Consider the following 22,225-nt stretch of genomic DNA (forward strand, 5'->3'; position numbering starts at 1 on the left):
CGTAAACATAACCACATACAAACTCATGAGTTCCGAACAAGATCACCTCAAAGAGACCGACACCGAAGCCCGCTTCGACTTCCACAAAGAACAGCGTGCGGCGGTCAAGTCGGAGAAAGGTCTGACCGAGGAGGTCATCCGTATGATCTCCGAGGACAAGGACGAACCCGAGTGGATGCTCGAGCGCCGCCTCCGTGCGCTCAAGCAGTATCACGCGATGCCGATGCCGGTCGACTGGCCGGGCCAACCGGACCTCTCCGAACTCGACGTCGAAGAGATCGTCCCCTACATCCGCCCGGACGTCGACAAGCGCGAAGGCGTCGACGACTGGGACGAACTGCCGGACGACATCAAAGACACCTTCGAGAAACTCGGCATTCCGGAGGCCGAGCGGAAGGCGCTCTCGGGCGTCGGCGCGCAGTACGAGTCCGAGATCGTCTACCAGAACATGCAAGAACAGTGGGAGGAGAAGGGCGTCGTCTTCATGAACGTCGATCAGGCGGTCAAAGAACACCCCGACCTGATCCAGGAGTACTTCATGACGACCTGTGTCCCCCCGAGCGACAACAAGTTCGCCGCACTCCACGGGGCGGTCTGGTCCGGTGGGAGTTTCGTCTACGTCCCCGAGGACGTCACCGTCGAGATGCCCGTCCAGGCGTACTTCCGGATGAACTCCGAGGGGATGGGCCAGTTCGAGCACACGCTCATCATCGCCGAGCGCGGCTCCGAGGTCCACTACATCGAGGGCTGTTCCGCGCCGAAGTACGGCAAGCACAACCTCCACAGCGGCTGTGTCGAGGTCTTCGTCAAAGAGGACGCCCACGTCCAGTACTCGACGGTGCAGAACTGGTCGAAAAACACCTACAACCTCAACACCAAGCGCGCCATCGTCGACGCGAACGGCACGATGGAGTGGGTGTCTGGCAGCATGGGCTCGAAAGCCACCATGCTCTACCCGTGTACGATCCTCAAGGGTCGCGGGGCGACCGACACCCACATCACTATCGCCTTCGCGGGCGAAGGCCAGGACATCGACACCGGGGCGAAAGTCTACCACAACGCACCCGAGACGAAGTCGACCATCGAGTCGAAGTCGATCGCGAAAGACGGCGGCCGCACCAACTACCGCGGACTCGTCCACATCGCTGACGGTGCCGAGAACTCCTCCACTGCGGTCGAGTGCGACGCGCTGATGTTCGACAACGAGTCGACCTCGGACACCATGCCCTACATGGAGATCGAAGAGTCGAAAGTCGACGTCGCCCACGAGGCAACCGTGGGTAAGATCGGCGACGAAGACATCTTCTACCTCCAGAGCCGCGGTCTCGACGACGACGACGCCAAGAAGATGATCGTCGCCGGCTTCATCGAACCGATCACCGAAGAACTGCCGATCGAGTACGCAGTCGAACTCAACCGGCTGATCGAACTCGAGATGGAGGGAAGCCTCGGGTAACCCCCGAGAACATACATGAGTACGCAGGTACACGCAAACCTAACCGACGAACAGGTCCGACAGATCAGCGACGACCTCGGCGAACCCGAGTGGCTGCTCGAGACCCGTCTCGAGGCGCTCGAGGCGCTCGACGATCTCGACATGCCGGACGTGATCCGGACGCCGGGTCGGGACTGGACCAGCCTCCACGAACTCGACTTCGAGTCGTTCGTCGACCCGCTGAACTGGGCCGAGGAGAAAGACCAGGTCGGTCCCGACGACGTCGAGGTGCTCTCCTGGACGGCGGCACTCGAGAGCCACGAGGAACTCGTCCGTGAGCACTTCGGCTCGATCGTCCCGACACAGGAGAACTACCTGACGGCGCTCTCGACGGCGCTGTTCTCGACGGGAACGGTCGTCTACGTCCCCGAGGGTGTCGACGCCGAAGACGTGACGATCCGGACGGAGATGAACTCCCAGTCGCTGTTCAACTACACGCTCGTCGTCACCGAGGAGTCGTCGTCGGTGACGATCTTAGAGCGCCAGTCGACGGGAAACGCGGAACACAGTTCCGCGGAAAGTCGAGCGGCGGAGCCGCGAGACAGCGAGACGGATGTCGACGGTGAACGCTACTACAGCGGCATCGTCGAGATCGTCGCTGGTGAGAACTCGAACGTCCAGTACGGCTCGCTGCAGAACCTCTCTGAGGACTCGTACAACTTCACGTGTAAGCGCGCCGACGCGGGCACCTACGCGACGGTCAACTGGATCGAGGGCAACATCGGCTCGCAGCTGACGAAGACCGAGACCTCGACCGAACTCACCGGTGACGGCTCTGAGACACAGATCGTCGGGGCCTTCTTCGGTCACAACGACCAGCACTTCGACCTCGACGTCAAAGTCTGGCACCGCGCCGAACACACCACCGCCGACCTCGTCACCCGCGGTGTCACCGACGACGTCGCGCGCTCGGTCTACGAGGGTGTCCAGGACGTCGGCCGCGACGCCTGGGATACGAGTTCCTACCAGCGCGAGAACACCCTGATGCTGAGCGACGAATCCGAGGCCGACGCCTCCCCGAAGCTCATCATCAACAACCACGACACGGAAGCGAGTCACTCGGCGACCGTCGGGCAGATCGACGAGGAGGACCTGCTCTACATGACCTCGCGCGGCGTCTCACCACGACTCGCGCGAAACATGCTCGTGGAGGGCTTCTTCGTGCCCGTCATGGAAGAGATCGCCGTCGAAGAGTTCCGCGAGGACCTCGAGGAGCTAGTCCGGGCTCGTCTCCACTAGCCGCGAGAGCACCCCCACTCCGGAGCTGTTTTTCTGCCAACTGTCCGCTCTCGTACCTGCCTGCGGGACGACTCCGCTGGTCCAGGCACCGACTATCGACTGGTCCCGCGCGATACGTCAGGAGAGCGGATAGTGGGTGCACCGCTCACGAGCCGAGACCGTCCGTCTCCGAGAGAGTCTCCCGATCGACCGCGTACGTCGGTTCGTCCGGACGCTCGTCGTGCGACTGGCGACGAACGACCAGTACCGGTCCGTGAAACCGCTCGGCGACCTCCGCTGCGGTCTCGCCAAAGACGAACGTCGTGACGCTCGGGTCAGACTCGCCCATGACGACCGCGTCGTACTCCGACGCGGTGTTGACGATCGTCCGCACCGGTGTGAGGGAGGTATCGACGCGCGTCTCGATAAGGTCGGGATCGACGCCACGGGCCTCGAGGAGTTCCCGAGCGCGCTCGAGGACGCGGCCGCTCGTCTCCTCGTCCTCGCGCTCGAGGCGATAGAGCGTCACCCCGACGTCGAGACCGGCCAGCAGGTCCCCGGTGAGACCGGCGACCCGCTCGAGCGACCGTTCACTCCGGAGCGGGACGAGCACGTCCTCGAGACGCATCGCCGGGTTGGGGATCACCGTCCCGACGCACCCCGTCTCCTCGGCGACGCGGTTCAGGGACTGCTCGCGGTTGTGGGTAAACACCAGGCGGGTTTCGACGGTCGCTCCTGCCACCTCGAGTTCGCCCGCGACGTCTGCGAGCCGTTCTGTCGCCCGGTCTTCGAACTGGAAACGGGCCTGGCCCGGTGGCGTCTGGTCGGGCACCTCGTGGTACCCGAGTAAGAGGACGCGCGCCCGTGATAGCAACGTCGCGACGCCCGGTTCGACCGACTGGCCCTCGAGGACGCGAACGGGAACCAGGATCGGTCCCGGCCCGCTCGTGTCGGTGTCGGTGTCGGTGGCGGTCTCGTGGCCCGTCGACTGGTCCTCGCGGGCGTCGTTGGACTGGTCGGTGTCGGTGGGTTGGTCGCTCATTGTTAGAGTTTTCCTTTGAGTTCGACGTCGTCCGTATAGTAGAGGTACCACGCGAAGGTAACGGCAATGACCCCGACGCCGACGACGATCGACGCGAGGTCCATGAACGCGATCAGACCGAAGCTCGCGAGCGCACCCGCCGCCGGCAGGGCCGGATAGGCCGGGGTCCTGAAGTCCGGGTCGTACCAGTCGGGCGGGTTTCGTCGCAGCGCGATGAGGGCGACGCAGATGAGACCGTACATCACGAGGTGGAGAAACGAGGCCACCTCGGCGAGCAATACGACTGCGTCGGTCGCGGTGAGGACGACGATCGGCACCCCGGCGAGTCCGAGCGCGACGTGTGGCGTCCCCCACCGGAGATTCACTGCGCTCGCCTCTCGAGGCAACAGGGCGTCCTTGCTCAGGGCGTAGACCGCCCGCGAGGAGCTCAGGATCGAGGCGTTCGCACTCGAGATCGTCGCGAGCAGGCCAGCCAGCAAGATGGCGACGGCACCGAGCGGCCCGGCGTAGGCGCGTGCGACCTCGACGATCGCCGTCTCGCCGAAGGTGCCGAGTTCCGCGCTGGGGAACGCGCTGGTCGCGACGAAGATGGTCGCGACGTAGAAGGCACCGACGAGGACGACCGAGCCGACCATCGCCAGCGGCAGGTTACGGCTCGGCTGCTTGATCTCGCCAGCGACGGTCGCCACCTGGGCGAACCCGAGGTAGGAGGTGAACACGAGCGCCGCCGTCTGGAGGACCGGCAGCCAGCCGAAGGGGGCGAACCGCTCCGGGGTCGATTCGGTGCCGAACACGCCGACCGAGTCGAGGCCGCCGTAGACCAGAAACAGCGTCAGAATGCCGAGCAAGAGGGCGACGACGACGTTCTGGATGGCGGCCGTTCGCTCGGTGCCGGTGACACTCAGGACGGCCAACCCCACACCGAAGAGGACGCCGAGCGGGGCCGCGGGATTGAACGGCACCGAGATGCCGACCTCGAGGAGGACGGCGGCCGCGTAGTGGCCGAAGCCGACGAGGTAGAACGCCGAGGCGAACACCAGCCCGAGCCAGAGTCCGAGTCCGACGATCGTGCCGTAGACGGTGCCGAGTCCGCGCGAGATGAAGTAGTACCCCCCGCCGCTTCTGGGCATCGCCGTCGCGAGTTCCGAGGCGGGGAGGGCGACGAGCAACGCGATGACCGCGCCGATCGCGAACGACCCCATCGCGGCGGGTCCAGCCTCCCCGGCGGCCAGCCCCGGAAAGACGAAGATTCCGGCGCCGATCATGGTCCCGACGCCGATCGACAGCCCGCCGACGAGCCCGATCGTCCGCTCGAGTTCCGTTCCTTCTTCGTGGACGGTCGCCGCTTCGGTCGCCGTCGTCTCCTCGATGATCGGACGGTCACCCTCGACGTTCGTCGGCTCCGTCGACGCCGTCTCACCGTCGGTGGACCGGTCACCCATACGTCCGTATTCTGTCGGGATGGTCAAAGGCGTACCCCTCGAACCCGGCGGCGTCTCCCCAGAAGAAACCGACCCACCGGACGGTGTGGCGCGAGATGCCGTGTCAGCGGCCCGCGTGGCGCGAGGTGTCACGTCACCACCGTCTGACGATACTTTTTGTACGACGGGCTGGTATTCGCGTACCGATGCGGGTACTCCCCCTCGAATTACCGTCGGAAACGGTCGAAGCCCTCGAGGTCGAACGCGAACTCCTCGGGTTCGAGAGCCGCGGCGCGTACGTCCGCTGGCTGCTCGAGCACCGGGCGACGGTCGAGGTCCCCGGTGACGACGAGCGCACGCTCCTCGAGACCTACCGCGAGCGCCTCGTCCACCTCGAGCGCCGGGAAGCGGCGACCGACGAGGGGGCGGAGGACCGCGAGTCACCGCTCGAGGAGACTGACGCGTGTGAGAGTCGAGGCTGGCGACGCGCGAAGAGCGATCCGACGGTCCGCGTCCGGGGGTCGCCACGGCGAACCGTGGTCGCGGATTCGACGACACCAGCGGGTGACCCGGACACGGACGGAGACGACGGGACGCTCGAGTACCGTTCGGAACCGTCCGAGAACACCCATCCCGAAGCGGACGCCGACGGTGCAGTCTCGACGCGTTCGTTGCGGGCGCTCGAGCGCGCTCACGACGTAATCGACTCGATGAACCTGACGCCCGAGCGCGTCGAGCGCATCCGTGAGGACCGGGTCGCCGCGGACGCCGGATCACTCGGTAGCGTCGAGACGAACCGCCTCGACGAACTCTCACGGCGAGCGGTCGCGAAGACCCGGACGACGCTCGGCCGTAACGTACAGACCGGACTGTCCTACACCTCCTCGAGCGATCTCGCAGGATCGGACGTGCGGCCGGGCGAAGACGTCGTCGACCTCGAGACGCTCTCGGTGCCGGGGCGGTCGGCCGACCTCGTCGAACGCCGACGCGAACTCGCCGGGCGGGCGGTCGCGTTCCTCCGCGATGCCGAGCAGGCCCGACGGGCAGACTTCGTCGAGGCGCTCTACGAGGAGTACTCCGCCGGATACGAGACGGTCGATAGCTGGTGGCGCTGTGTCAAGGTGGCGCTCAAGCAGGTCGAGTCAGTCGAAGGCGGAGCAGGGTCGCGCGTGTGGCGGTTTCGACGGTAGCTTCGACCCGGACGCCAGTCGCGGAGAGAACGTCCTGACCCGCCGACTCGGAGGGGGACCGTTAAGTGATCCGGTCCCCGACAGGTGGATATGAGTCTGGGACAGCGTGTCTCGAGCGACCACCAACTCACACGCCTCCTGCAGATTGGCGTCATCCTGGAAGAGGTCGTCGAGTCACGCGCCGCCCACCACCTCGAGTCACTCCCCGAGGACGAACGGGACGACCTCGACGACGAGGTGCGGGCGCTACTGACAGAAGCGACGGCAGAGTCGGCAACACACCGCGAGCGACTCGAGGAACTCATCGACGACCTCGACGCCGAGACGGTTCCCTACGAGGAGATCAACGCCTTAGTCGACGCCCGCTACGGCCCGCCGGAGGACACCGACGGCGTCCTCTACGATCAGCTGTGTAACGAAGAGACCGCCTACAAGTTCTACGACGACCTCATCGGAGCCATCGAAGCCTCGGACACCGAGTTCGCCGTCGACCGCGAGCGCGTCCTCGAGACGCTCAGAGAGATCCGCGAGGAGGAACGCGAGGGCGTCGAAGACGTCACCCACATCATGGAGCGACGAGCATGAATACGGCCGACCAGTACCTGAAAGCGGTCTACCTCGCCCAGCGACTCGAGGACGGTCCCGCCTCGACCGGCCAACTCGCGGAGATGCTCGGGGTCAGCCCCGCCAGCGTCAACGAGATGATCGGGAAACTCGAGTCACGCGGTCTCGTCGAACACGAGAAGTACAAGGGCGCACGCCTGACCGACGACGGTCTCGAGCGCGCCCACGATGCTCTCCAGACCTACTGCATCATCGAACGCTTCCTCGCGAACGTCCTCGAAGTCGACGCCTTCCGCGAGGAGGCGCGCACGCTCGAGAGCGTCATCGACGACACGGTCGCCGACCGTCTCGACACCATTATCGACCGGCGCAGCGAGTGCCCGGACTGTTTCGACCCGGAAACGGACTGTTGTGAGTACCTCGAGGTCGAAGCGAGCCAGCACGGAGACTAACGGCGCGGACTACGTCGACTCCAGGAGGTCGTCGTAGGTCGTCCGTTCGATTAGATACGAGCCACACGTGGTACACTGCTGTCGGTCGCGTTCGAACCGTTGGCCGCACGCACGACACTCGTAGAGTTCCTCCCCCGACCGGTCCCCGAACAGGCGCTGGACTCGAGCACTCAACGTCATTCGTCTGCTCGAACCTCGAACACCACCTGATTTAGTTAGCGTGTCCATACCGCCCGCCCGAGCGCTCGCCAGCCCGTTTCGTCGAGAGACGTGACTGTGTGAGACGTGGGTCACTCACGCTCGAGTGAGTCGGTACGGGCGGCGTACCCGCCGGGAAAAATAACAACCCATAAGCCGCTACACCGGTAACGTCAGGCCGCTGCAGTCCCGTGGTGTAGTGGCCAATCATGTTAGCCTTTGGAGCTGACGACGGCGGTTCGAATCCGCCCGGGACTACTTCTGCCGCGAGCAATTCCGCGAGCGGCGACTGTCCTCGCGGATTCGAATCAGAGAGTGGAGCGAAGCGGAACGACCGTGGTTCGAATCCGCCCGGGTCTATTTTCGCGCGAACAACTCCGTGAGCGCGAAATATCCTCGGCGGTTCTAGCCCAGCAGACGAGAGGATTCGAGTCTGCGCGGTTCGAATCCGCCCGGGTCTATGTCTACACGTTGTGGTTCATCCACCGCCCTGCACGGGTATTCCGGGGTGGGAGTGCTCCGTTGAGATCACAGGGTGGCTCGCCCACTTACCGCTCGAGTTCCGGCGGGAGACCGGTGTGTTTGACCCCCGACTGGTCCTGGATCTGAAATTCGTAGATGGACACCGCGCTCGAGCGGGCTGCCGTCTCGAACAGGTCCGGCCGCCAGGCGCCGTCGAGGGCGTCCCCGATGGCCGCCCACTCGGATTCGGGGACCTGCTCGAGCGTCCCTTCCAGGAGCACGCTCTCCCAGTTGAACCTGGTGTCGGCTGTGTAGACGAGGACGCTCGCGACGTCGGCCTGCTCGCTCAGCGTCGCTTTCCGACTCGCCGACCCCGTGAGGAAGGTGAAGTAGAGGCACGAGTCCCCGTCGAACCCGTACGACAGTGGGAGCAGGTACGGTGCGTCCGCGGTCGGAAAGCCGAGTACGCCGGTCCGCTGGCTCGCGAGGAACGACCGAATCTGGGCGTCGTCCATCCGGACCAGTCCGTAGCCCTCGAGTTCGTCGATTGACATCGTTCAGTGAGTTCGAGGGCGGCGGATATAAAGGTCAGACGGAGCGTCGACCGCGGACTGACAGTCAGGCTCGCGAGTCGTTCACGTCGAGGGGACGGCTGTTGCTCGAGTCGGACGGACGGGATGAGGAGAGTGAATTACTCGCTCTCGACCGGGATCTCCGTCTCCTCGCCGGTACGGCGCGTTCGGCTGTCGAGGAGACCGCGCGTGATCAGGTCCGTGACGGGATCCAGGCTCCGGTGGAGGCGGCGGGCGATGAGGGCCACGGGCACCAGCGTCACCAGCAGGAACACGAGGTGGTAGACCCAGGCGGCGGCGACGTTCTCGACCATCGGGACGAGCGCGGGGGCGAAGCCCTGGTAGGCGACCAGTAGCGCGACGAAGACGAAGAGGTACTTCGCGATGGCACCGGTGTCCTCGACGACGCGTTGCGGACCCTCGAGACTGTCGGCGACGAGCGCTTCGACGCGGCCCGCGACGGCGAGGAGACCACCGGCGACGAGGTAGGTCCCGAGGGCGAGTAAGACAGCACTGACCGAGATTTCGAAGCCGCCGAACAGCACCTCGAGCCCCGGTAACAGCGAGACGAGGCCGAGCAGGACGAGGCCGCCGACGGCGATCAGGGCGATACGAACGAGGGGATAGATGTGGCTCTCTTCGAGTGCGGGCGAGAACGCGATCGTGTCGTTGTCATCACTCATAGTCATCGTTGGGCTAACGTGGTAGCGACCATAAGTTTCCCGGTGGCGTGACGATCGAAGCGGGGAGAAGCGGTGGACGGATTGGAGGTTTGGCGATTGATGTCGGAACTCTATAGTATCAATAGCGATAGCTGTATTGTGAACAGGGAAGTCACGGTTCGTGAACATTCATTATATTTCGTCGGTTCAGTATCTTTTAATATCTCGGCCACTCTTCCTCTGGCATGGCGAATATCGATCGGTTCGTCCCGGACGTGATTAGTACCAGCTATTCAAGAAAACTGATAATATTGTTGTTCGTAGTCGTTCTTTGTATTTCAGCTATCGGATTGGCGATTTATACTCAGACGAGTTCCGCACTCGAGGAGGACACACAACAACAGATCAACCAGTCGACGCTGTTGCAGGCGGAGACGTTGACCGAGTGGGTCGACCGGATGACCTACCAGACGCAGTCGCTCTCTGAGACCGCTGCGTTGACCGACGGAGCGAACCACGAGATACGGGGCGCGCTCTCGAACGCCGATGGGAACTCCCACGAGAGTGTTACCGCGGTCCACTACATCGAGACTGGATCGTACGAAATCCTCGAGAGCAGCAATACGAGCGCAACGGGCGTCGCGTTCTCGGAGTACGACGTCCGGTGGGCCGAGCAGGGACTCGAGTTCGACAACACATCACACACCCAGTTCACCACGCCGTTCGAGGATCCGGTGACCGGAGAGCAGTCCATCGCGTTCGTCAGCCCCGTCGACGGTGATTCCGGCCACGCAGTGATGTTCGTCGTCGACCTGATCGACTACTCGAGCTTGCTGATGCGTCCCTCCGACGACGAGGGCTCACACACGTTCGTCGCCAACTCCGAGGGGACCGTCGTGATGAGCCACCACACGCACAGCATCGGTGACCAGAACATGGGTCAGGACGAGTTCGAAGCACAGTCCCCGCCGGTACTCGCCGCGCTCGACGGCGTCACCGGCTACGAAGAGATGGAGATGCACGGCCACGGCGAGGAGATGGCGATGGGCTTTACCCGCATCGAGGGGACCGACTGGGTCGTTATGACCCACATCCCAACAGAGGCCGCCTACTCGCTCCAGGGGACGATCGAGAACTCGGTGATCGCGCTCGTCCTCGTCTCCGTGCTCGGGCTCGGCGCGATCGGCGTCGTCATCGGCCGCGACACCGCCGGTTCGCTCAACCACCTCTCGTCGAGAGCGCAGGAACTCGAGCAGGGTAACTTAGAGACCGAACTCTCAACGACGCGCCGGGACGAGATCGGCACCCTCTACGCGGCCTTCGAGAGCATGCGCGTCTCCCTGCGCGAGACGATCACCGAAGCGGAGGCCGCACGCGAGCAGGCGATCCACCGCGAACGCGAACTCGCCGAACTCGCGAAACAGCTCGAGGAAGAGGCGAGCGTCGTGATGGCCGACGCCGCCGACGGCGACCTCACCGAGCGGATGTCGGTCGAGGGCGACAACGAGGCGATGAGCCAGGTCGTCACCGAGTACAACGAGATGATGTCCGGTATCGAGGGCACTGTCGAGGAGCTGAAACACTTCGCGACCGACGTTGCCGCCCACAGCGAGCAGATGACCGCGAGCGTCGAAGAGGTCGAGGCAGCGAGCGAGCAGGTGACGAAGTCCGTCCAGGAGATCTCCTCGCACACCGACCACCAGCACGCGACGTTCCAGCAGGTCGAAGCCGAGATGGGCTCGATTGCCGCGATGACCGACGACATCGCCTCGCTCTCACAGACCGTCACCGAGGCCGCAGAGCAGACCGCAGACACCGGCAGCGACGGTCGCGTTGCCGCCCGCGAGGTGAAAGAAGCCATTGCCCGCATCGACGCGGAGTCTCAGGAGACCATCGACGAGATCGAGAAGCTCCAGGCCGAGATGGACCGCATCGAGGCGATGGCGGAGTTCATCTCCGAGGTCGCCACCCAGACGAACGTCCTCGCACTGAACGCGAACATCGAAGCGACGCGCACCTCGAGTGAGTCCGACGGCTTCAGCGCCGTCGCAGGCGAGGTCAAGTCGCTCGCGAGCGACGCGAAAGACTCCGCACAGAAGATCGAGACCGTCGTCGGCTCGATCCAGGAGCAGATGGGACGGACCGCGACGGAAGTCGAACAGACGCGTGCAGAGATCGACGCCAGCGCGAAGACGATCGACGAGGCCAGCACGGCACTCGAGGAGATCGCCGAGCACGCGGATACGACCCACGAGGGCGTCCGCGAGATCGCGAGTCTGACCCAGCAGCAGGCGAGTTCGACCCAGGAGGTCACGGAGATGGTCGTCGACGCCTCGACGATCAGCGACAAGGTGAGCGAGGAAGCCGAGACGGTCGCCGCGGCGGCCGAAGAACAGACGAGTTCGCTCCACGAGGTCAGCCACAGCGCGAACGACCTCGCGGGTGAGGCCCACTCGCTGCAGTTCTCGCTCGATCAGTTCGAGACGGACGCCGACCTCGATGGAGAGACCGACGAGGAGCGGCCACCGCAGATCAGTTCGGACTGAACGCACCGCCACCGGCGGGTGGGGTGCGATCCGGTCGCCGACTGGCCGAACAGTGATATACTCACACGGCCCAGTGAGAGACAACGGCTATTCCGGCAATGACGAGGAACTACGATCACGCAGAGGCGCAGGAGTTCTGGCAGTACATGTGGCGCAACGAGAACGTCTTCACCCTCGAGTCCGACGTCGAGGACCCGACGTACGTCCTCGGCATGTTCCCGTACACGTCGGGGACGCTCCACATGGGTCACATCCGAAACTACGCGATCACCGACGCCTACGCCCGTTACCGCAGGATGAGCGGCGACGACGTGCTCCACCCGATGGGGTGGGACGCCTTCGGCTTACCGGCCGAAAACGCGGCGTACGAACGCTATACCGACCCCCAGTCGTGGACGAAGGCGTGTATCTCGCGGATGCGCGACGAACTCGAGACGATGGGCTTTGGCTACGACTGGTCGCGCGAGATCACGACGTGTGAGCCGTCGTACTACCGGTGGAACCAGTGGCTCTTCCGGCGCTTTTACGAGGCCGGACTCGTCGAGTACGAAGCGGCGATGGTCAACTGGTGTCCGGACTGTGAGACGGTGCTGGCGGAGGCCCAGGTCGAGACAGGAGACGGACACCGACGCTGCTGGCGCTGTGAGACGCCGGTGTCGCGTCGCGAACTCGACCAGTGGTTCTTCACGATCACCGACTACGCCGACGAACTCGTCGACGGTCTCGACGACCTCGAGGGCTGGCCCGACGGCGTCACGGAGATCCAACGCAACTGGATCGGTCGCCAGGAGGGCGCACACGTGCGCTTCGAGGTGGTCACCGCCGACGGGGACGCCACGCCCGTGGAGGTGTTCACCACCCGCCCGGAGACGGTCTACGGTGCGACCTACGTCGCGCTCTCGCCGGGCCACGACCTCGTCTCGAAGCTCTCGAGCGACGGCGACCTCGCCACGTACGTCGAGGACGTCTACGGCCGCAGCGCCGCCGAGGTCGGCTACAGTGGCCGACTGACGGACGCGCGAGCGATCCACCCGCTCACCGGCGAGGAACTGCCGGTCTACGTCGCCCCGTACGTCCTCGAGGACGTCGGGACGGGTGCGGTGATGGGTGTTCCCGCACACAACGAACGCGACCACGCCTTCGCCAGCGAGCACGACCTGCCGGCCGTCTCGGTGATCGATACCGACGGCGCACCGAGTGAGGGCGCGTTCACCGGGGAGGGAACGCTGACGCGAAGCGGCGAGTTCGACGGACTCGAGAGTCCGGTCGCGCGCGAGCGACTGCTCGAGGAGGTCGACGCCATCGACGAGGCGGTCACCTACCGGCTGCGTGACTGGCTGATCTCGAGACAGCGCTACTGGGGGACGCCGATTCCGATCGTCCACTGCGACGACTGTGGGCACGTCCTCGTCCCCGAAGAGGAACTCCCCGTCGAACTGCCGCCGTTCGTCCAGACGACCGGCAACCCCCTTGCAGAGAGCGAGAAGTTCCTCGAGACGACCTGTCCCGACTGTGGCGGTCCCGCAACGCGCGAGACGGACACGATGGACACCTTCGTCGACTCCTCGTGGTACTTCCTGCGATTCCTCTCGCCCGACCTCGAGGACGCGCCGTTCGACACCGAGCGTGCGAACGCCTGGCTCCCCATCGACGTCTACGTCGGCGGGGACGAACACGCGACCTTGCACCTGCTCTACCTGCGCTTTTTCACCAAGGCACTCGCAGACCTCGGCTTACTCGAGCACCGGGAACCGGTCGAACGCCTCGTCAACCAGGGGACGGTCCTCCACGGTGGTGAGAAGATGTCGAAGTCGACGGGCAACGTCGTCTCACCCCACGAGTACGGCTCCGAGACGACGCGGCTGTTCTTGCTCTCGGCCGCCCACCCCGAACAGGACTTCGAGTGGACGACCAACCGCGTTGGCTCGACCTACGACTTCCAGCAGACGCTCTTCTCGATGGTCGTCGACGCCGTCGAGGGACCGACGGGGCGGAGCGACCGCGCCCCGCAGGACGCCTACGTCGAGCGTGAGATCGATCGCACCATCGCCGCCGTCACCGTCGAATACGAGCGCTTTCGGTTCCACCGCGCGCTCTCGGAGATCCGTCGCCTCGCCCGACTGTTGCGCCGCTACGCCGGCTACGAGACCCCACACGAAGCGGTCCACCGGCGCGGCCTGCGCACGCTCACCGCACTCATCGCGCCGATGGCACCCCACCTCGGCGAGGAGTGCTGGAACAAACTCCGCGGTGACGGCCTGGTCGTCACCGCCCCGTGGCCCGAATCGGACAGCCAGATCGACTACCCGCGACTCGAGCGCCGCCTCGTCGAGCGCACCGTCGACGACGTGCGCGACATCACGAGCGTCGTCGACATCGAGAACCCCACCACGATCGACGTGGTGGTCGCCCCCGAGTGGAAGTACCGGGCCCACCGGATCGCTCTCGAGTGCGCCGACGGTGATGGCGACGGACGGGTCCCGATGGCGGAGGTCGTCGAGGCGATCCTCGACGACGCGTTGGTCGCCCAGCACGACGACGCCGAGCGCCACGCGGCCGAACTCGCGGGGCGACGGGCGGAACTCGACCCGACGCTCGAGCGCGAGCGCGAACTCGAGATTCTGACGCAGGCGAGTTGGCTCCTCGAAGACGAGTTCGGCGCGTCCGTGATCGTCCGGCGGGGGACCGACGACGAGGACCTCACCGCGCGGGCGAGACCCGGAAAGCCAGCGATTCACATCGCCTAACGGCCGTCTTCGACGGCTCGGCCCCTTCCGCCGTCCGAACGGACGCCTGAAGGCGGTTTCCGGATGGCATAAATAACACTTCGTAATCGAAGCCCCCCTTTCCGTCTGCGGTAGTATCTGTCGGCGATAGAAGGATAGGCTTATGCCTGACGTCCATAAAGTCGATTCGTATGGAAGAGGGGGGCGACCGGGTCGATTCGTGGCACCATAGGACACCCAGTCAGGCGGTCATCGAAGCGGTCGCCGACGCCGAGGGCGTGGCACCGACTGATCTCTGTCCACCCACCTACGAGTCACTCCACGACGTCGTCGATCCGTCGGCGCTCGACGACCTCTTCGCCCCCCGCCACAACGGCATTCCACGCGGCAACGGACGTATTACGTTCCAGTTCTGCGGGTACACCGTCATGGTGACCGGCGACGGCAACGTCACTCTCGAGTGACCTGACACTCTCGTGTGCACACATGTCGCACACGGAAAGACTCTTTTCTACCAAGGCAGAACTACGCTACGATGGAACGCCACTACGACGTCCTCGGTGTCACGCCGGAGGCGGACCGGGCCGACGTTCGACTGGCCTATCGGGCGTTGTTGAAGGAGTGTCACCCCGACCAGGGTGGCTCCCGCCTCGAGTTCCTCCGACTCAAGCGCGCCTACGAGGCGATCACCGGCGAGCGTGCGCCGGAGGAGGGCGAGACGGACGGCGGGGCGGTGCCGAGCGGCCAGCTCGGTGCGGGTACCGACCCGACGTTCGAGCCGTCACCACGGCCGCGAGACCGACCGGGTGGAACCGGAGCCGGGCTGCGAAACGAGGGCGAGTTACTGAGCGTGACGTTGGTCGGACTGGTCCCGGACTTACAGCTCCGGTCGATCGTCTCGGGTCGGCTCAGCCCGTCGCTACAGCGAGCCGTTGCGTTCTTCGAAGTCGAGAACGTATCCGACCGAACTCTCGAGTGGTCGGGTCGCTCGAACACGAGTTTCATCGGCGACGACGGCTTTCTCTACGAAGGGGCGAACATTCTGCGGCCACACGCAGACTCGCTACCGTCACCGTGGTGTGTGACCGACGTCGAACTCGAGCCCGGACGGGCGGTGAACGGCGTCGTCGTCGCCGGTGAGGTTCCGGACGGAACGGCCATCGACCGGGTCGTCTACACCCAACACGCCACGAGCGAAGACGGGCGTGGGTCCGACGAGACCGAGCGGTACCTCTTCGAGATCAAACCGCGTATCCGGGACGCACTCGAGTACGTCCCGTTCGCGGTCGCCGACCCGGACGAGGCGAGCGAACGCCGCGCACGGTCGGCCGACGAGGCGAATGGAGCCGACGGGACCGACGAGGAGTCGCCGTCGTATCGGATCGACGTCGAGTTCGACGGCGACAGTGACGGAGACGTCTCGTTCGACCTCGAGTGAGTCACGGACGAAGAGCAACACAGATACGGGTGCTGTCCTAACGCTCGAGCGATGGCTACTGCTGACGCGAGGCGACGAATTCGCGAGAACCTCCTCGGCGTGACGGTCGCGCTGACGCTCGTCGGATACGCACTGGTGATCGGCACGTTCGCGCTCGACCTCCCGTTCTATCCGGAACTCACCGAGACGCAGGTGAACTGGCTGACCCACGCTATCGCGGTCATCAACGCCGCGACGACGGCGCTGCTCGTCCTGGGCTGGCACTGGATCCGCCAGAACGAGGTCGAGAAACACCGCTGGGCGATGGTCGGTGCGTTCGCGCTCATCTTGCTCTTTCTCGTCGTCTACCTGATCCGCGTCGGCGGCGGCGGAGAGAAGTACATCGACGACGTGTCGACCGCCGTGTGGGCTGCGTACATCGTCATGCTCGCCGTCCACATCCTCCTCTCGATCGTCGCGGTTCCGGTCGTCCTCTACGCACTACTGCTCGGACTGACCCACACCCCGGCCGAGCTACGCCGGACTCCCCACGCCAGGGTCGGGCGTATCGCCGCCGCCTCGTGGATCCTGAGCCTCGTCCTCGGCGTCGTCACCTACCTGATGCTCAACCACATCTACGACTACCGCTTCGAGCCGTTGGCCGTATTCGGGCTGTGGTGACCCGAGCGTCCGTTCACTCCGTCGCGGGAATCGAGCGTGCGCCGATCACGAAGAAGACGAGGGCGAACGCGCCGAGGACGAGCAGGTTCCCGAAGGCCGGATCCACGCCCGTCACCGACTCGAGCGTCCCCGAGACGCCGGTCTCAGCACCGGGGTAGCTCGCGGCCCTGACGCCGCGGGCGAAGTAGGTCAGCGGCGAGAGGTCGACCAGCGGGGCGAACCAGCCGGGAAGTTGTTCCAGGGTGACGAACGTCTCGGAGAGGAACAACAGCGGGAGACCGATGGCGTTGCTGGCGGCGACGGCTCCGTCCTGGGAGTCGGTGTAGCTGCCGATGATCGCCCCGACGCCACAGAAGCAGACGACACCGACGAGGACGTACGCGAGCAACCAGACCGAGAGGGCGATCTCCGCTCCCGTCAGGGCGACGACCAACGCGAGGATGAGCAGGCCGGCGACGGCGATGATGACCGTGTTGACGAGCGTCTGTGAGAGCAACCACTCGCCGCGCGTCAGCGGCGTCGTCGCGAGTTTCTCGAAGCGGTTGCCCTCGCGGTGGCGCGCGACCTCGCTGCCGAGTCGCGACAGTGGCGTAAAGAGCACGACGACGGCGAGGTAGCCGGGCACGTAGTACGCAGGCGGTTCCGAGAACAGGCCGCCACCGCCGGGGTCGCTCCGGACGAGCGCCCCGAAGATGACGATCAGGATCACCGGGAAGAAGAAGGTGAAGAAGACCGCCGTCCGTCGGCGGGTGAACGAGCGCCAGTCGGCACTCGCCTGCGAGCGCACCCGAGTGAGACGAGTCATCGCTCCTCACCTCCGTCTCCAGTCTCGTCGCTCGAGCGTTCTGCCGGCCCGGTCGGGTCGGCCGTCCCCGCCGCTCGCGTCGCCAGCGCTTCGGTCTCACCAGCGAGCGCCAGGTAGACGTCCTCGAGGTCGGGTTCGGCCCACTCGAGACTGGTGTACTCGAGACCGCGCTCGGCCAGCGCGTCGACGACGCGGGCGATGTCAGCCGGTGAGACGTCGCGCACCAGCAGGTCGCTCTCGCGTGCATCGACCTCGACGGCGAACTCGAGTGCGGACTCGAGGTCCGCGCGGATCGGCTCGAGGGTCTCGTCGGTCGCGAGCGAGACCGTGAGCGAACTCGGACCCGCGTGGGCGTCGATCAACGCCTCGGGCGTCCCGAGTGCAACGAGATCCCCGTCGGCGAGCAACCCGACTCGATCACCGAGGCGGGCGGCTTCGGCCATGTCGTGGGTCGTCAGCAGGACGGTCGTCCCCGCATCGGCGAGACCCTCGAGCAGTCGCCAGACGGTTCGACGGCCCGCGGGGTCGATGCCGGTCGTCGGCTCGTCGAGGACGAGCACTTCGGGGTCGTTGACCAGCGCCGCGCCGACGCAGACGCGTCGTTGCTGGCCGCCCGAGAGGTTCTCGTAGCGGGTGTCGCCCGCCCCGGTGAGACCGACGTCCGCCAGAACCGTCTCGGGGTCGCGCGCCTCGTCGTAGAGTCCGGCGTAGTAGGCGAGTAACTCGCGGGCGCTCAGGCGCGGTTGCGGTGAGAACGCCTGGGGCAACACGCCGATACGAGCGCGCTCGAGGTCGGTCGGCGCACGCTCGAGGACCCGAACGGCGCCCTCGTCGGGAACGGCCGTCCCGGTGAGCGTGCGAACGAGCGTCGTCTTCCCCGCGCCGTTTGGTCCGATGAGCGCGAAGACCTCCCCGCGTTCGACGGTCAGTGACACTCCCGAGAGGGCGACGGTGTCACCGTACGATTTCGTCAGGTTCGTCGCGTCGACCGCAGCGTCCATGTGCCGACGCTACCGACCGACCGCGCCTAAGCCGTTCGGTTCGCCGGCCGGGACGCTCACTCGAGCGGAGCGAACGTCACCGACCGGGTCCGGAACTCCTCGACGAACGCGCCGCTCCCGCCGAGGGTGATGCGTTCACCCTCGACGTCGTCGGTCTCGCGCTCGAGGATGAGGGCGTTCTCGATGGCGAACGACTCGAAGACTGGCTCGAGGATGCTCTGGCGGACGTCGGCCAGTCGGCCCTCGACAGTGTCGTAGGTGTCGACGCCGACCGGCTTCGCTTCGGCCGTGACGCGCACGTCGTCGTCGGCCTGGACGTGCAACGTCGCCTGGAAGACGGCCTGTCTGATATTGGTGTAGGTCGCCGGGAGTGGCGCTGGCTCGCTCGTGTACGCCTGCGTCGCGATGCGCCAGTAGTTCCCGAAGAACGACCCCATCAGCAGGAAGGCGAGGTCACGCTGTTCGAGGACGAGCGCGCCGTCACCACCCGCACCCGTCAGCATCCCGTGTGGAGCCATCACGCCCCACCGGTAGTCGACGGTCGCGAGCAGCGGCGCGGTCTTGCTCCAGAGGCGGGCGACGCTGGCGACACCCTCGAAACGCGAGGCGGCGAGGTCGTCGTTGTCGGTGACGAGGACGATCACCAGGACGCCGCGCTCGAGCGCGGCGCGAAGGTGTGACTCGAGGTGGTCGAAGACGGCGACCGGTGCCGAGAGGGCGACCTCCTCCTCCGCCTCGTCGATGAGCGTCGCGAGACGCTCGAGGAGTACCTCGCGGTCGGCCACGCCGTCGAACGGCAGCGACAGGCCGCCATCCGCCAGCGCCACCGGGTCGGTCGCTTCGGCCGCCTCGCCCGTCGGCGAGAGCTGGCGTCCGTCTCTACACGATGAAAAGACCTGTCCGAGACTCGAGCGGGTGACCCTGTCCATACCCGATAGTGGTGGGGGCGACACCAATGAGTGTTTACCTTCGAACCCTTGCACGGAGGAGTCAGCCGTCGACGCCAGCCGACCCGAGCGGCCACTGCAGGGCCAAGCGTTAGAACGCGACTCGGTGAAGGTCTCGCCCATGTCCGACAGACAGCTCGGGTTCACACTCTCGAGCGAGGAGCACCCGCCAGCCGACCTCGTCGACAACGCCATCCGCGCCGAGGCGGTCGGCTTCGACTTCGTCTCGGTCTCCGACCACTTTCACCCGTGGGTCTCCGCACAGGGGCACTCGCCGTTCGTCTGGTCCGTCCTCGCAGCCATCGCCCGCGAGACCGACGAGATCGGCATCGGCGTCGGCGTCACCTGTCCCACGATCCGAATCCACCCGGTGAACGTCGCCCACGCGGTCGCCACCACACAAGTGTTGGCCGACGGCCGGTTCACCTTCGGTGTCGGCACCGGCGAAAACTTAAACGAGCACGTCACGGGCGCGCGCTGGCCCGAACACGACGTCCGCCTCGAGATGCTCGAGGAGTCGATCGACGTCATCCGCGCCCTCCTGACCGGCGAGGAGGTCAGCCACCACGGCGACCACTACACCGTCGAGAACGCGACACTCTTCACCGCACCCGAGGAGCCTGTGCCGACGGTCGTCAGCGCCTTCGGGCCGAAAGCCGCGAGAATGGCCGCCGAGTACGGCGACGGACTCTGGTGTTCCGGTCCCGTCGCGGAAGTCGTCGACGCCTACGAAGAAGCCGGTGGCGACGGCCCGACGTACACCCAGCTCCACGTCTGTTACGAGGAGACCGAAGACGAAGCGATCGACCGCGTCCACGAGCGCTGGCCGAACGGCGCACTCCCCGGTGAACTCGCCCAGGAACTCCCCTCGCCAGCACACTTCGAGCAGGCCGCCACGATGGTCGAACGCGAGGACGTCGCCGAGGGGAGTACGGTGACCGACCCCGACCCCCAGGCCCACGTCGAAGCGTTCGAACAGGCGTTCGACGCCGGCTACGATCACGTCTACGTCCACCAGATCGGTCCCCGACAGGACCTCGCACTCGAGTTCTACGAGGAGGAAGTGCTGCCCGAACTCAGACAGCGCTGACTCGACCGTCAGCCGTCGCGACGCCCCTCGAGTCGCTCACGAATCACCCCTACACCAGGTGAACACGCGACGCGCGTCCGTCGACCCCCACCCCGACAGCGGCTACCGGAGGTCGACGGAAACGTATAGGTGGATTCGCTCGAGAGAGTCCCTGTGGCCTGGAAATCGGGCACGGTTTCAGACGAACCCTTGTGGGGTTGAAGCGTCTCGGAGGCCCTTGAGCGCGGCCACTCGGAAGAGGGTTTCAGACGAACCCTTGTGGGGTTGAAGCGCCTCGAATTTGACAGGATCATCAACTGTTATCTGGTTTCAGACGAACCCTTGTGGGGTTGAAGCCGTCGATGCCGAGACCGCCGGGGAAGCCGAGTATCGTTTCAGACGAACCCTTGTGGGGTTGAAGCGTCGAGTCCAACGACGTCCAGCCCGGCGACACGCACAGTTTCAGACGAACCCTTGTGGGGTTGAAGCCTGAGACGACAGTCGAGTATGATCCTGACGCCGTGGTTTCAGACGAACCCTTGTGGGGTTGAAGCGGATCGACGTCGTGCCAGACGAGAGGATGCCCCGACTGTTTCAGACGAACCCTTGTGGGGTTGAAGCGTTCCAGATTACCGCTCGCTCGTGGAATGGGTCGAGTTTCAGACGAACCCTTGTGGGGTTGAAGCTCGCACAAAGTCGGGGCGAGAGACCACGCTCGCAAGGTTTCAGACGAACCCTTGTGGGGTTGAAGCAACCAATGTCTATACCACAAAGTTTTGAAAGTAATGGTTTCAGACGAACCCTTGTGGGGTTGAAGCACCTCCTTCGGAATCTCGTGCGTCGGGAACGCCTGTTTCAGACGAACCCTTGTGGGGTTGAAGCCTGTCGTCCAGGACGCAATCAACGCGAGTAGCGAGTTTCAGACGAACCCTTGTGGGGTTGAAGCGGCTCTGGCGGCCGACTACGTGGCGGATCATCGAGGAGTTTCAGACGAACCCTTGTGGGGTTGAAGCGAACAGGTCGGTGGCTTCGACGACTACGAACCGTGTTTCAGACGAACCCTTGTGGGGTTGAAGCTGCCGGAGACTATAGCGGCCATAGCCACACCAGTAGTTTCAGACGAACCCTTGTGGGGTTGAAGCCATCTCAGCCGTGTCGACCGCCTCGCGCAGGATCTTGTTTCAGACGAACCCTTGTGGGGTTGAAGCGCAACATCGATAACCGAACCTTCTCCTGATTTGAGTTGTTTCAGACGAACCCTTGTGGGGTTGAAGCGGAGGGACGGCATGAGCGAGTGCCCGCAGTGTGCGGGTGTTTCAGACGAACCCTTGTGGGGTTGAAGCGACTTTACCACAGTCGATACCGGAGACATCGGCTTCGTTTCAGACGAACCCTTGTGGGGTTGAAGCCCTCGGGATGCCATGCTCCCGAGCGAGCGGCAAGGTCGTTTCAGACGAACCCTTGTGGGGTTGAAGCGACCTCGGTCACGGCCGGGCCGACCGGCCTCGAGGCCGTTTCAGACGAACCCTTGTGGGGTTGAAGCCTCTGCGAGTTCGGTTCCGGTCCCGACGACGCCCGCGCGTTTCAGACGAACCCTTGTGGGGTTGAAGCTCGGCGTGGCCTGCAGGATACTTTGCAAGTGGGTAGGTTTCAGACGAACCCTTGTGGGGTTGAAGCTTGCGGTAGCCCTCCAGGTTGGGTTTGAACTGTGCGAGTTTCAGACGAACCCTTGTGGGGTTGAAGCGATCTTCAACGAT

Annotated in this window: 19 protein-coding genes, 1 tRNA gene and 1 CRISPR repeat array (1 of these 21 only partly in view); of the genes, 12 read left to right on the forward strand and 8 right to left on the reverse strand. The window is 65.0% G+C overall.

Features of this window, described 5'->3' with window-relative positions:
- Nucleotides 1-25 precede the first annotated feature (25 nt).
- Nucleotides 26-1,456 carry a Fe-S cluster assembly protein SufB gene (sufB, locus tag N0B15_RS06760; protein ID WP_263018835.1) on the forward strand — a complete coding sequence of 477 codons (1,431 nt, stop codon included), beginning with the start codon at nt 26-28 and terminating at the stop codon, nt 1,454-1,456.
- Nucleotides 1,457-1,471: 15 nt separating this feature from the next.
- Complete coding sequence (sufD, locus tag N0B15_RS06765; RefSeq protein WP_263018836.1) at nt 1,472-2,734, forward strand: Fe-S cluster assembly protein SufD; 1,263 nt, start codon at nt 1,472-1,474, stop codon at nt 2,732-2,734.
- A 145-nt stretch (nt 2,735-2,879) separates the two neighbouring features.
- On the opposite strand, the gene N0B15_RS06770 is transcribed toward sufD, so the two are convergent.
- A complete protein-coding gene (locus tag N0B15_RS06770; protein WP_263018837.1) occupies nt 2,880-3,755 on the reverse strand; it encodes a universal stress protein in 876 nt (291 codons plus the stop codon).
- Between the two features lie 2 nt (nt 3,756-3,757).
- A complete protein-coding gene (locus N0B15_RS06775) occupies nt 3,758-5,197 on the reverse strand; it encodes an APC family permease (RefSeq protein ID WP_263018840.1) in 1,440 nt (479 codons plus the stop codon).
- Between the two features lie 185 nt (nt 5,198-5,382).
- Between N0B15_RS06775 and N0B15_RS06780 the strand changes: the two genes are divergently transcribed.
- The 3 genes from N0B15_RS06780 (at nt 5,383) to N0B15_RS06790 (ending at nt 7,382) form a co-directional block, all read left to right on the forward strand.
- Nucleotides 5,383-6,366, forward strand: a complete 984-nt coding sequence (locus N0B15_RS06780; protein WP_263018842.1) for a hypothetical protein — start codon at nt 5,383-5,385, stop codon at nt 6,364-6,366.
- 90 nt (nt 6,367-6,456) lie between these two features.
- Nucleotides 6,457-6,951 (forward strand): ferritin-like domain-containing protein, encoded by a 495-nt coding sequence (locus N0B15_RS06785; RefSeq protein ID WP_263018844.1) that lies wholly within the window; start codon nt 6,457-6,459, stop codon nt 6,949-6,951.
- Entirely contained in the window at nt 6,948-7,382 is a 435-nt protein-coding gene (locus N0B15_RS06790) for a metal-dependent transcriptional regulator (protein ID WP_263018845.1), read from the forward strand. Before N0B15_RS06785 ends, N0B15_RS06790 begins: the two co-directional genes overlap by 4 nt.
- Before the next feature lie 9 nt (nt 7,383-7,391).
- Here N0B15_RS06790 and N0B15_RS06795 read toward each other — a convergent pair whose 3' ends face one another.
- Nucleotides 7,392-7,562, reverse strand: a complete 171-nt coding sequence (locus tag N0B15_RS06795) for an FmdB family zinc ribbon protein (protein WP_263018848.1) — start codon at nt 7,560-7,562, stop codon at nt 7,392-7,394.
- A gap of 203 nt (nt 7,563-7,765) precedes the next feature.
- Between N0B15_RS06795 and N0B15_RS06800 the strand changes: the two genes are divergently transcribed.
- A tRNA-Gln gene (locus N0B15_RS06800) sits at nt 7,766-7,838 on the forward strand.
- Nucleotides 7,839-8,128: 290 nt separating this feature from the next.
- On the opposite strand, the gene N0B15_RS06805 is transcribed toward N0B15_RS06800, so the two are convergent.
- Both N0B15_RS06805 and N0B15_RS06810 read right to left on the reverse strand, forming a co-directional pair.
- Entirely contained in the window at nt 8,129-8,596 is a 468-nt protein-coding gene (locus N0B15_RS06805) for a pyridoxamine 5'-phosphate oxidase family protein (RefSeq protein ID WP_263018849.1), read from the reverse strand.
- 137 nt (nt 8,597-8,733) lie between these two features.
- Nucleotides 8,734-9,297 carry a hypothetical protein gene (locus tag N0B15_RS06810; RefSeq protein WP_263018850.1) on the reverse strand — a complete coding sequence of 188 codons (564 nt, stop codon included), beginning with the start codon at nt 9,295-9,297 and terminating at the stop codon, nt 8,734-8,736.
- A gap of 329 nt (nt 9,298-9,626) precedes the next feature.
- Between N0B15_RS06810 and N0B15_RS06815 the strand changes: the two genes are divergently transcribed.
- From N0B15_RS06815 to N0B15_RS06835, 5 genes are all read left to right on the forward strand, one after another.
- Nucleotides 9,627-11,822 carry a methyl-accepting chemotaxis protein gene (locus N0B15_RS06815; protein ID WP_263018851.1) on the forward strand — a complete coding sequence of 732 codons (2,196 nt, stop codon included), beginning with the start codon at nt 9,627-9,629 and terminating at the stop codon, nt 11,820-11,822.
- A 98-nt stretch (nt 11,823-11,920) separates the two neighbouring features.
- Complete coding sequence (gene leuS, locus N0B15_RS06820) at nt 11,921-14,569, forward strand: leucine--tRNA ligase (RefSeq protein WP_263018853.1); 2,649 nt, start codon at nt 11,921-11,923, stop codon at nt 14,567-14,569.
- Between the two features lie 170 nt (nt 14,570-14,739).
- The gene (gene ddfA, locus N0B15_RS06825) at nt 14,740-15,012 is read left to right on the forward strand and encodes a DdfA family disk-determining factor (RefSeq protein WP_263018855.1); all 273 of its coding nucleotides are present in this window, start codon (nt 14,740-14,742) and stop codon (nt 15,010-15,012) included.
- A gap of 71 nt (nt 15,013-15,083) precedes the next feature.
- Complete coding sequence (locus N0B15_RS06830; RefSeq protein WP_263018857.1) at nt 15,084-15,986, forward strand: J domain-containing protein; 903 nt, start codon at nt 15,084-15,086, stop codon at nt 15,984-15,986.
- A gap of 51 nt (nt 15,987-16,037) precedes the next feature.
- Nucleotides 16,038-16,646 carry a DUF420 domain-containing protein gene (locus tag N0B15_RS06835; protein ID WP_263018859.1) on the forward strand — a complete coding sequence of 203 codons (609 nt, stop codon included), beginning with the start codon at nt 16,038-16,040 and terminating at the stop codon, nt 16,644-16,646.
- 13 nt (nt 16,647-16,659) lie between these two features.
- Here the strand turns inward: N0B15_RS06835 and N0B15_RS06840 are convergent, their stop codons facing one another.
- From N0B15_RS06840 to N0B15_RS06850, 3 genes are read right to left on the reverse strand one after another with little or no spacing between them, the layout of a single operon-like run.
- Nucleotides 16,660-17,451, reverse strand: a complete 792-nt coding sequence (locus tag N0B15_RS06840) for an ABC transporter permease (protein WP_263018860.1) — start codon at nt 17,449-17,451, stop codon at nt 16,660-16,662.
- Complete coding sequence (locus tag N0B15_RS06845) at nt 17,448-18,452, reverse strand: ABC transporter ATP-binding protein (RefSeq protein ID WP_263018862.1); 1,005 nt, start codon at nt 18,450-18,452, stop codon at nt 17,448-17,450. The genes N0B15_RS06840 and N0B15_RS06845 overlap by 4 nt, the downstream gene beginning before the upstream one ends.
- A gap of 56 nt (nt 18,453-18,508) precedes the next feature.
- The gene (locus N0B15_RS06850) at nt 18,509-19,381 is read right to left on the reverse strand and encodes a TrmB family transcriptional regulator sugar-binding domain-containing protein (protein ID WP_263018863.1); all 873 of its coding nucleotides are present in this window, start codon (nt 19,379-19,381) and stop codon (nt 18,509-18,511) included.
- A 139-nt stretch (nt 19,382-19,520) separates the two neighbouring features.
- Between N0B15_RS06850 and N0B15_RS06855 the strand changes: the two genes are divergently transcribed.
- Nucleotides 19,521-20,489, forward strand: a complete 969-nt coding sequence (locus tag N0B15_RS06855) for a TIGR03557 family F420-dependent LLM class oxidoreductase (protein WP_263018864.1) — start codon at nt 19,521-19,523, stop codon at nt 20,487-20,489.
- A gap of 174 nt (nt 20,490-20,663) precedes the next feature.
- Nucleotides 20,664-22,225: direct repeats of the CRISPR family, unit length 30 nt; unit sequence GTTTCAGACGAACCCTTGTGGGGTTGAAGC; it runs 842 nt beyond the window's last position.

It is taken from the genome of Natronobiforma cellulositropha, from assembly GCF_025629245.1.
GTDB lineage: Archaea > Halobacteriota > Halobacteria > Halobacteriales > Natrialbaceae > Natronobiforma > Natronobiforma cellulositropha.

What these genes read in the sequence shown, in the direction of transcription:
- sufB (WP_263018835.1), top strand. Translation starts at nt 26, where the DNA reads ATGAGTTCCGAACAAGATCACCTCAAAGAGACCGACACCGAAGCCCGC.
- sufD (WP_263018836.1), top strand. Translation starts at nt 1,472, where the DNA reads ATGAGTACGCAGGTACACGCAAACCTAACCGACGAACAGGTCCGACAG.
- N0B15_RS06770 (WP_263018837.1), bottom strand. Translation starts at nt 3,755, where the DNA reads ATGAGCGACCAACCCACCGACACCGACCAGTCCAACGACGCCCGCGAG.
- N0B15_RS06775 (WP_263018840.1), bottom strand. Translation starts at nt 5,197, where the DNA reads ATGGGTGACCGGTCCACCGACGGTGAGACGGCGTCGACGGAGCCGACG.
- N0B15_RS06780 (WP_263018842.1), top strand. Translation starts at nt 5,383, where the DNA reads ATGCGGGTACTCCCCCTCGAATTACCGTCGGAAACGGTCGAAGCCCTC.
- N0B15_RS06785 (WP_263018844.1), top strand. Translation starts at nt 6,457, where the DNA reads ATGAGTCTGGGACAGCGTGTCTCGAGCGACCACCAACTCACACGCCTC.
- N0B15_RS06790 (WP_263018845.1), top strand. Translation starts at nt 6,948, where the DNA reads ATGAATACGGCCGACCAGTACCTGAAAGCGGTCTACCTCGCCCAGCGA.
- N0B15_RS06795 (WP_263018848.1), bottom strand. Translation starts at nt 7,562, where the DNA reads ATGACGTTGAGTGCTCGAGTCCAGCGCCTGTTCGGGGACCGGTCGGGG.
- N0B15_RS06805 (WP_263018849.1), bottom strand. Translation starts at nt 8,596, where the DNA reads ATGTCAATCGACGAACTCGAGGGCTACGGACTGGTCCGGATGGACGAC.
- N0B15_RS06810 (WP_263018850.1), bottom strand. Translation starts at nt 9,297, where the DNA reads ATGAGTGATGACAACGACACGATCGCGTTCTCGCCCGCACTCGAAGAG.
- leuS (WP_263018853.1), top strand. Translation starts at nt 11,921, where the DNA reads ATGACGAGGAACTACGATCACGCAGAGGCGCAGGAGTTCTGGCAGTAC.
- ddfA (WP_263018855.1), top strand. Translation starts at nt 14,740, where the DNA reads ATGGAAGAGGGGGGCGACCGGGTCGATTCGTGGCACCATAGGACACCC.
- N0B15_RS06830 (WP_263018857.1), top strand. Translation starts at nt 15,084, where the DNA reads ATGGAACGCCACTACGACGTCCTCGGTGTCACGCCGGAGGCGGACCGG.
- N0B15_RS06835 (WP_263018859.1), top strand. Translation starts at nt 16,038, where the DNA reads ATGGCTACTGCTGACGCGAGGCGACGAATTCGCGAGAACCTCCTCGGC.
- N0B15_RS06840 (WP_263018860.1), bottom strand. Translation starts at nt 17,451, where the DNA reads ATGACTCGTCTCACTCGGGTGCGCTCGCAGGCGAGTGCCGACTGGCGC.
- N0B15_RS06845 (WP_263018862.1), bottom strand. Translation starts at nt 18,452, where the DNA reads ATGGACGCTGCGGTCGACGCGACGAACCTGACGAAATCGTACGGTGAC.
- N0B15_RS06850 (WP_263018863.1), bottom strand. Translation starts at nt 19,381, where the DNA reads ATGGACAGGGTCACCCGCTCGAGTCTCGGACAGGTCTTTTCATCGTGT.
- N0B15_RS06855 (WP_263018864.1), top strand. Translation starts at nt 19,521, where the DNA reads ATGTCCGACAGACAGCTCGGGTTCACACTCTCGAGCGAGGAGCACCCG.